This is a genomic window from Streptomyces sp. WELS2, from assembly GCF_013870595.1.
GTDB lineage: Bacteria > Actinomycetota > Actinomycetes > Streptomycetales > Streptomycetaceae > Streptomyces.
The window spans coordinates 1-4,055 of the sequence record NZ_JACBWZ010000588.1 but is presented as its reverse complement, the minus strand read 5'-3'; the positions used below and the strand labels follow the sequence as shown (position 1 = coordinate 4,055).

The 4,055-nt window shown below is 69.7% G+C and carries 3 protein-coding genes and 2 pseudogenes; 3 read left to right on the top strand and 2 right to left on the bottom strand.

Features of this window, described 5'->3' with window-relative positions:
* From H5J33_RS26205 to H5J33_RS37795, 3 genes and pseudogenes are all read left to right on the top strand, one after another.
* Positions 1 to 103 (top strand): annotated as a pseudogene (locus H5J33_RS26205) (IS5/IS1182 family transposase); the annotation flags it as partial.
* A 752-nt stretch (positions 104 to 855) separates the two neighbouring features.
* Entirely contained in the window at positions 856 to 990 is a 135-nt protein-coding gene (locus H5J33_RS37800; protein ID WP_258565410.1) for a hypothetical protein, read from the top strand.
* Between the two features lie 112 nt (positions 991 to 1,102).
* A complete protein-coding gene (locus H5J33_RS37795; RefSeq protein ID WP_258565411.1) occupies positions 1,103 to 1,228 on the top strand; it encodes a hypothetical protein in 126 nt (41 codons plus the stop codon).
* Between the two features lie 491 nt (positions 1,229 to 1,719).
* Here H5J33_RS37795 and H5J33_RS26200 read toward each other — a convergent pair whose 3' ends face one another.
* Together H5J33_RS26200 and H5J33_RS26195 are read right to left on the bottom strand one after the other, a co-directional pair.
* Positions 1,720 to 2,919, bottom strand: a complete 1,200-nt coding sequence (locus tag H5J33_RS26200) for a phospholipase D-like domain-containing protein (protein ID WP_309485491.1) — start codon at positions 2,917 to 2,919, stop codon at positions 1,720 to 1,722.
* A gap of 340 nt (positions 2,920 to 3,259) precedes the next feature.
* Positions 3,260 to 3,850: pseudogene (locus H5J33_RS26195) on the bottom strand (ATP-binding protein); the annotation flags it as partial.
* Positions 3,851 to 4,055 lie beyond the last annotated feature (205 nt).

Genomic DNA, 4,055 nt, shown 5'->3' with positions numbered 1-4,055 from the left:
GCTCAAGCAGTGGCGCGGCCTGGCCCCACGAACCGACAAACTCACCATCGCCTACCAGGCCGCACTCCACCTCGCCAGCATCCTTTTCTGGGCATGGCGCTGACCAAGGAGACAGAACCTAGGGTCCAGTCCAGCTTCGCGAAGGCCCGGCCGGCGGCGCGATGTCACACTTGTCATGTATCCAGACGGAGGCGAAAGCAGCTGCCAAGCAAGTGCGCCCAAATACCTCACCATCACACCATGTATCGTTCGACCACCCGCTGTGAATCATCTTCTCTTCCGGGACCCCCGGCCTGTCCAAGGCCATCGTTCACAGGCGCGGCGGCATCCTGCCGGAACAAAGAAGCTCCCGGCCGAAGTGGCTACGCCGGCCTTGCGTGCACAACCCCGGCGGGGCGGTCTCGGGCTGCGTAGTCGGCAGCTCCGCTCGTGCGAATGATCCGATGTCTGCGAGGTGCTCCGTAGCGATCCGGGAGAGCTGCGCCCAAGATGCGATCAACCATGAGCCGACTAGCGTGGGGGCATGAGGGGTCTGGCAGGGAGGCATACGCGATCCAGCAGATTCCCTCCCAGAACGCGGCCGTGGTGCGGTCGGCGAAGCTCGTTGAAAGATTGCGGAGCCGTGACAGGTGCTCCGCATGTAGGCGGTGAATCGAAGACCGTGACGGCCGCGATCAACTGGACGCGTCTGACAGCGTGCGCGTCGAGCAGGGAAAAGGAAGGATCTCGATCATGCGAGCACAACGCCTGAAGCACCTTTGCGTCGTTTCGGCGGCAGGTGTTCTCGTGGCCGGCGGTGCCGCGATCGGCGCGGCCGGGACCGCGGTGGCATCCCCTCCGACTCACGCCCCCCAGGTGTCCGTCGACTACCACAGCGACCACGGTGGCGGTGGTGACCACGGTGGCGGTGGTGACCACGGTGGTGGCGGCGACCACGGAGGCGGCGACCACGGAGGCGGCGACTACGGAGGCGGCGACTACGGAGACTGATCGGACTCGACACTGACAAGAGCGGCGTGCGGCCCCGGAGGTCCGCGCGCCGTCTCGGTACACCCTGGCTACGCTCGCCGAGCGGGCCAAGGCTGCGGGGGAGCCTCCGAAATTGCTGAGAGAAGTCACCGCGACCCGCTACATCGAACCCTTGCGCTCCGGCGGCTCCGTCCCCGGGGTCGTGGAGGCCGATGATCTCGGCACGTACGTCGTGAAGTTGCCCAGTTATGGCCGCTGACCTGCGGTGATTCCACCGGACCTGCCACTGACCTGGGGAGTTGTGTCTTTCAGCGTCTTTCACGGGCGTGCCGTCTTGTGTGGTCGATTCTCCCCACGCGCTCCCCAGCGACGCGGATACTCCCCAGATTCTCCCCAGGGAATCCGTCGCCGAGACCAGTTCCCGGTGGCAGCGTGTTCCCGGCCCATCAATACGGTGGACACGCTGAGTGACTGATGCGGGCTGCCGTTTGGGGCAGCCAATGTGGTCCGGTGTCGCCCTGCGTGGTGGCCCTTCCACGGCGGAACACCCCCGCGTCGGTGGGAAGGCCGCCGTCGCGGGGTGCCCGGGCCCATCGGACAGGGGCGTTCTCCCTTGGCGCCGCACTCGGGGGCACCTCGCTGTCCGGTCCGGCGCTCACGTCTTCGGAGGAAGGGGCTGTGGGCGGCGCCGGTGGTGCCGACGGGTTCCGCGTGCGTGCGGCGACGGGTCCGGGGCGGGCGGCCGTCCGGTTACAGGAAGTGCCGGATCGGGGTGACGGCGGCTTCCCTGGCGCGCTGGAGCAGGGTCCGCCGTCTCCACCGGGCCAGGTCGATCTCGTCGCTGCGCCGCACGTCCGCGTCGTAGTCGCGGTCGAGTGCGGCGGTGAACGTCTCGTCCAGCACGGCGAGCATGACCTCCTCGTCGTGGTCCATGGACCTGCGGTTGAAGTTGGTAGACCCGATCAGGGCGGCCACCGAGTCCACGGTGATGATCTTGGCGTGCATCATGGTCGGCTGGTACTGGCGAATACGGACACCCGCTTCCAGCAGCCGTGTGTAGTGGTGCTGGCCGGCGAGCTGGCAGGCGCGCTGGTCGGTGTGGGGGCCGGGGAGGAGGATTTCCACCCGCACGCCTCTCCGGGCGGTCCGGCACAGCAGGTCGACGAAGTAGGCGTCGGGCGCGAAGTAGGCGGTGGCGAGGCGAAAGCGCTCCTCGGCGGAGGTGAGCATGACCCGCATGAGCGTCTGCATGTCCTGCCAGCCGATGCTGGCCGAGCCGCGCACGACCTGGACGACCGACGAGCCCGGTTGCGGGTGCTCGGTGAAGCGGTCGCGGTCGTCGAAGAGTTCGTCGTGGCACTCGGCCCAGTTCTGCGCGAAGGCGGCCGCGATGCCGTCCACGGCGGGCCCGCTCACCTGGACGTGGGTGTCGCGCCACTCCCCCGGGCCGCGGGCGTCCCCGCACCATTCCTCCGCGATGCCGACGCCCCCGGTGAACGCGGTCCGCTCGTCGACGACGAGCGCCTTGCGGTGGCAACGGTGGTTCTGCTTGAACGGCGACAGCCAGACCGGCTTGCGGAACCAGGCCACCTGCACACCCGCCGCGTCCATGAGGTCCAGCAGCCGCTGTTCGATCTCCTTGGCGCCGAAACCGTCCAGCAGCAGCCGGACGCGTACCCCCGCCCGGGCGCGCTCGGCGAGCGCGACGGCGAAGTCCCGGGCGATCTGGCCGCGCCAGTACACGAACGTCATCATGTCGATCGTGTGCTGGGCCGAACCGATCGCCCTGAGCATCGCGGGAAAGATCTCGTCTCCGTTGCGCAGCGGGACGAGCTCGTTGCCTTCGGTGGCGGCGATGCCGATCAGCCGCTCCAGGCGGCGGCGCAGCCGCTGCTTGCGGACTGCCGCGTCGGTCGCGGTGCCCTGGGCCTGTGCCTGGGCCGTCGGCACGCCGTCGAGTATCACGTCGGTATCTCCCGTTCGGTCATGAGGGCGCTTCGGCGGGGCCGCCGCGCGAGCCCGAGAACCAGGATGCCCGGCGGGCACTCCGGCACTCCCCGCTCCGGACGGCGCCGCCCGCGCAGGCCCTCCGAGGCCGACCGGCCGCACCGGTGCGGCCCCGGCGATGCCCTGACGCGGAATGAGCCGCGCGAAACCCGTCTGCTCCGGGGCTCAGCGGGCATACGGCGGTCAGCCGCAGAGCTCCGCCTCCGCCCGGACATCGCGGCGAGACGCCGACCAGGGGAGTACGCATGCCGACTGCTGTACCGCAGGCACCTGCCCGACCGCCCGGTGGGCAGGCGCGCAGCTGACGGTCGTACTCCTGGCTCTCCTGGCCCTCCGTGCGCACCGCGCACAGCAGTTGCACCGGGGTGCCCTCCAGGCGCCGGGCGGCGAAGCCGAGGAGTTCGGCGCTGGCCGGGTCCAGCCACTGCAGGTCGTCGGCGACGACCAGTACCGGGCCGTCGGCGGCGAGCGCGCGCAGCGCGGAGAGCACCGCCAGGCGCAGCGCTAGGCCGTCGCGCTGGAGGCTGGACTCGCCGCGACCGGTGAGCGCCGACTCCAGGGCGGTGCGCTGGGCGGCGGGCATCCGGGGGGAGACCTCGCCCAGGACCAGGCCGAGCAGATCGGCGAGGGCGAGGAACGGAAGGTGGGATTCTGACTCCGTCGCCGAGCACCGCAAGACCGTGCGCGCGGTGGCGCCGTATTCCTCGGCCAATGCCCGCAGGACGGTGGATTTCCCTATTCCGGCGGGGCCGTGGAGCAGCACACTGCCCCCCGAGGCGAGTTGCCGACGGGCGCCGGCGAACAGCTCCTCCCGGCCGATGACCAGGTCGGGGCGGCACCTGGCAGACTCCTGGAAGTCCCGTCGCACGGTCACCGCTCCCCTCCTGTGTCGTGTCCGGGCCAAATTCTAGGCAACGATCCCTGAAATTCGGCCGGAAGCCGTGGTGAGGGAAATAACAAACGGTCAAGCAGAGGGAAATTCAAAGCGACGCCGGATGAATGGGCAGGTTTCCCCGCCGTGTTCGGGCCACGGCGGCGGTCCCGCCCCACGGGCCGCGCTCACCGCCTCCCCTCGTGTC